The organism is Gemmatimonadaceae bacterium (assembly GCA_035533015.1).
Lineage (GTDB): Bacteria > Gemmatimonadota > Gemmatimonadetes > Gemmatimonadales > Gemmatimonadaceae > JAGWRI01.
Map to the genome: position 1 here is coordinate 1 of DATLUQ010000009.1, position 4595 is coordinate 4595.

Below are 4595 nucleotides of genomic sequence, written 5' to 3' on the forward strand. Positions count from 1 at the left end.
CTGACCATCGGCTCTAATACAGGGAGCGCCAATCGCGCCGGTTCTGGGCCTCGCGCGATGGGCCGGACCCCGGCCAAACGGCGGCGGGCTCGGCCCAGAAATTGCCAGATTTTGGTGGTGCGGCGGGCGGATGGCCTGCCCGACAGAACTGTGGCGTTTGTGACACGCCTGTTGCGAATTGTCTGCAATTGAGGACACATCCGTGCATGAGTTGCTGAGGGCGCTGCGCCGCACGCCGGACCGCGTGCTGCACACAAGACGACGCGGCGCCGCGCTGGCAAATATTCGCGCCCACAACCAGCCATCCAGCGTGCTGGTCCTGTGCCACGGCAACATCTGCCGGAGCCCGTTTGCCGCCGCCGTGCTCGACCGTGAGCTGGCCGGGCAAGGCACCGCCGTCGTGTCGGCGGGCTTCATCGGTCCGGGACGACCGTCGCCCCTCGAGGCACAGCTCGAAGCACAGCATCTGGGAGTGGATCTCTCTCTCCACCGCTCGCAACTCGTCACGGACCAACTCGTGCGTGCCGCCGCCGTCGTCGTCACCATGGATGCGCAACAGGCGCGCGCCGTAGTCGAGACGTTCGGCAAGCCGCGCGCCGATGTCGTACTCCTGGGCGACTTCGACCCGGAACCCGTGAGGACCCGTACGATCGCCGACCCGATCGACCAGCCCGCCGAGGTCTACCGGCGCGTCTACGCGCGGATCGAGCGATGCGCGCAGGCCCTGGCCTCCGCCATCACCGAGACGCCGGCTCCGTCCGACCGGCCCTAGCGATCGACGACCTGTTGCGGCGGCGCAACATCTGGCGCGGCCCGACTTCCGGCGGATGGGCACATGCATTGCATGTCAGGTTAGCATGACGGGCCACCACTTCACCGTTGACGTCGAGGAGTATTTCCATGCCTCGGCGTTCGAATCGGTAATCGACCGGAACCACTGGGAGAATCTCGAGCAACGCTCCGCTTCAGGCATCGCCCTGCTGCTCGACCTGCTCGCCCGCCACTCGGTGCATGGAACGTTCTTCGTGCTCGGCTGGGTGCTGGAGCACGACCCCGATACGGTCCGGGCAATTGCCGCCGGCGGCCATGAGATCGCGTCGCATGGGTGGGACCATCGTCGCGTGACGCAGCAGACCCCGCACCAATTCAGGGCGTCGGTGCGCCAAACCAAGCAGGCCCTTGAGGATCTGACGGGTATGCCGGTGCGGGGATTCCGTGCACCAAGCTTCTCCATCGTCCCGGGAAAGGAGTGGGCGCTCGACGTCCTGATCGAGGAAGGGTACACCTACGACTCGAGCCTGATGCCAGTTTGGCGGCCCGACCAGTACGGGTATCCGTCGGGTAATCCCGATCCACACTGGCTGTCGCGGCCCGCCGGCCGCCTGGCCGAGATTCCGCCCGCCACGCTGCGGCGGTTCGGCGTCTCGTTGCCGGCGGGCGGCGGGGCCTACTTTCGCGTCCTCCCGTATCGTCTCGTTCAGAGCGCGCTCGTCGACTGCGAGCGGCGCTCCGTGCCGGGCACCTTCTATATCCATCCGTGGGAGCTGGACCCTGACCAGCCGCGCATTGCCGCCCGTTGGCCCACCCGCCTGCGCCATTACGGTGGACTGCGGCGCACGCGCCCCCGGTTGGAGCGCCTGCTGGGTGAGTTCCGGTTCACGACCATCGCCCAGACCTTGGAGGGGATGTGACGGCAGTGGCGCCGTTCGAGGGCGACGCGGCGGAATGGGACGCCTTCGTGCGCGCCGACGCCACGAGTTCGTTCTGCCATCTGTCGGGATGGTGGCCCCTGATGGAGCAGCGCCTGGGGCATCGCTGTGTGCCGCTCGCGGCGCGCGATGCATCAGGGGCCATCGTCGGCGTGCTGCCCCTCGTGCACGTGCGGAGTCGCGTGTTCGGCGCGTATCTCGTGTCCATGCCGTTCCTGAACGCCGGCGGCCCCCTGGGCGCACCAACCACGCGCACCGCGCTCGCCGCTGCCGCCGAGGACGAAGCTCGCCGCGCGCGCGTGGCCCTGCTCGAGTTGCGGAACCGAGCCGATCCGCCGGCATGGGGACAGACCTCGCACCGCAAGATCACGGTGGAACTGCCCCTTCCCCCAGACCCCGATACGCTGTGGCGCGCATTCCCGGGAAAACTGCGGAGCCAGGTGCGCCGGCCGGAAAAGGACGGATTGACGGTGCGGTTTGGTCCCGAGCAGATGCCGGCCTTCTACGACGTATTCGCGCGGAACATGCGCGCGCTCGGCACGCCGGTCCTGCCGCGCGGCTGGTTCGAGGCGCTGGCCCCCGCGTTCGGCAACGTGGTCGAGTTCGCCGTGGTCTACGCCGGAGAACGCCCGGTGGCCGCCGGGTGCGGATTCGTCTGGCACGGCAGTTTCGAGATCACGTGGGCCGCGTCGTTGCGCGAATTCAGCCGGTCGGCGCCCAACATGCTTCTATACTGGGAGTTCATGAAGCGAATGATCGCCCGCGGCGCCCACACGTTCGACTTCGGCCGGTGTACTCCCGACAGTGGCACGCACCGGTTCAAACTCCAGTGGGGAGGCCACGACGTGCCCCTGCCCTGGTCGCAGTGGTCAGCCAGCGGCGCCACCGCGCCGCCATCCCCCGACCGACCGGTGTTCCGAGTGGCGGCAGCGTGCTGGCGCCGCGTTCCGCTCGCGATCACCAACCGCGTCGGCCCCGCGATCGCCCGGTGCCTGCCGTGACCGCGGTGCCACCGCGGCAACGCGGGCCCGCGGCGGCGGCGGTTGTGCCGCGAGTGCGCGGGTGGCGCCGGCTCCCGCCCGCCCACTCCCCAATGCCACTGGCCGCCCTGCGTCAGGCGCGTGGTGGTGATCGGGCGCTGGCGTCGCTCGCCGATCTCGTGCGCGAACGCTGGGCCGCAGACGCCGTGGGGCTGTTGGACAGTGGCACCCACGCGTTGACCGTGGCCTTGCAGGTCGCCGCTCGCTTCGCGCCAGTGGGCCGAACGGTCGCGCTGCCCGCGTATACTTGCTATGACGTGGCCACGGCAGCGGTCGCCTCCGGGCTTCGTATCACGTTCTACGACCTTGACCCCGGCACGCTGGCGCCCGATCTCGACTCGCTCGACCAAGCGCTCGCGGCCGGCGCCGACGTAGTCGTCGTCGCCCCGCTGTTCGGCGTGCCGGTGACCTGGGACGCAATTCGGACGCGCGTCGAACGAGCGGGGGGCGTACTGGTCGAGGACGCGGCCCAGGGCCACGGATCCTCGTGGCATGGCCTACCGGCCGGTAGCCACGCGCCGTTGAGCGTGCTCAGCTTCGGGCGCGGCAAGGGTTGGACGGGGGGAGGCGGCGGTGCGATCCTGGCGCGCGGGGTCGCGGTCCGGCATTTCGATTTCGCGCGCGACGTTCCTCATAATCGCTCGGCAGGAACGGGAGCTTGGGCGCGCGCGGCGGCGCTGGCCCTGTTCGCGCACCCGGAGCTGTTCGCCATCCCGGCGGCCGTGCCATGGCTGCACCTGGGTGAAACTCGATATCACGAGCCCACGCCCACTCGCGGCATGGTGGCGGCGGCGGCCGGGATGCTCCTGGCCACATGGGAAGCGGCACAGCACGAAGCCGAGGGGCGGCGGCTCAGCGCCGCGCGCTACCTGGCGGAACTGACGGCCACACCGGCCGTCCGCCCCGTGCTCGTCGACGCCAACGGCGTGGGCGGGTACCTACGCTTTCCGTTGTTCACCGCGCGGGGCATGGAGGGATTCGCGTCGCCGGAGCGTGCTCGCCGCCTTGGCATCACCCCCGGGTATCCGGCGCCGCTCCCCCAGTTGGGGGCTGTCCTGACATCTCTGGCCGAGCCGTCCCGGTCGCGACGGTTCCCGGGGGCCGAGGCGCTGTCGCGCCAACTCGTCACGATGCCCACGCACTCGTTCGTAAGGCCGGAGGAACAGCGCGAGATCCTGCGGCTGGTGCACGGGTACCAGCTCTAACGCGCCGCGAGCCTCTCGGCGTACAGGGCGGCGTACCGTTCCAGGGTCCGATCGAAGTGAAAGTCCGCCGCTGCCCGACGCTCTGCGTTCTTTCCCAGTCGCGCCGCTTCGTCCGGATCGCGCATGATCCGGGCAATGGCAGCCGCGAGCGCGGCCGCGTCCGCGGGCGGAACCACGATGCCGGCGTCGGGCTCGAGCACCGCGCGCACTTCGCCCACGTCGGTGGCGACGATCGGCAGGCCGCTGAACATCGCCTCGAGCAGCGCAAGCGGTAGCCCCTCGGACAGCGATGGCAGGACGAAGGCATTGGCCGCGGCCAGCAGCCCGCCAATATCGGAGCGAAAACCCAGCAGGTGGACGCGGTGTGCGATGCCCAGAGCGGCCGCGCGCGCCCGGAGCGCCGGCTCTTCGCCCCCCCGGCCGGCGATCGCCACGTGCACCGCGGGGTGGGCGCCGGCCACTTCGGCCAGCGCATCGAGCAGGTATCGATGTCCTTTGACCTCGTAGAGGTTCCCTACCGAGAGCACGAGGCGGTCGGTGGGGGCGAGCCCCAGTTCCTGGCGCACTGAGGCCTGTCCGCGGGGCGCAGGCAGCACGCCGTTGGGGATCACCCGGACGGCGCCGGGCGGTAGACGGAGGTC

At 70.1% G+C, this 4595-nt stretch carries 5 protein-coding genes; 4 read left to right on the plus strand and 1 reads right to left on the minus strand.

Going from position 1 to position 4595, the window contains the following annotated elements; translation table 11 throughout:
• The first annotated feature begins 202 nt into the window (after window positions 1-202).
• The 4 genes from VNF92_01310 (at window position 203) to VNF92_01325 (ending at window position 3954) form a co-directional block, all read left to right on the plus strand.
• Window positions 203-772: a hypothetical protein gene (locus VNF92_01310; GenBank protein ID HVA56501.1), complete on the plus strand. Its 570-nt coding sequence runs from the start codon at window positions 203-205 to the stop codon at window positions 770-772.
• Between the two features lie 85 nt (window positions 773-857).
• Window positions 858-1691, plus strand: a complete 834-nt coding sequence (locus VNF92_01315) for an XrtA system polysaccharide deacetylase (GenBank protein ID HVA56502.1) — start codon at window positions 858-860, stop codon at window positions 1689-1691.
• A complete protein-coding gene (locus VNF92_01320) occupies window positions 1688-2710 on the plus strand; it encodes a FemAB family XrtA/PEP-CTERM system-associated protein (GenBank protein HVA56503.1) in 1023 nt (340 codons plus the stop codon). Before VNF92_01315 ends, VNF92_01320 begins: the two co-directional genes overlap by 4 nt.
• Window positions 2711-2802: 92 nt before the next feature.
• The gene (locus VNF92_01325; protein ID HVA56504.1) at window positions 2803-3954 is read left to right on the plus strand and encodes a DegT/DnrJ/EryC1/StrS family aminotransferase; all 1152 of its coding nucleotides are present in this window, start codon (window positions 2803-2805) and stop codon (window positions 3952-3954) included.
• Here the strand turns inward: VNF92_01325 and VNF92_01330 are convergent.
• A partial coding sequence (locus tag VNF92_01330; protein ID HVA56505.1) for a glycosyltransferase occupies window positions 3951-4595 on the minus strand: 645 nt, incomplete at its 5' end. The two genes, VNF92_01325 and VNF92_01330, sit on opposite strands and share 4 nt — an antisense overlap.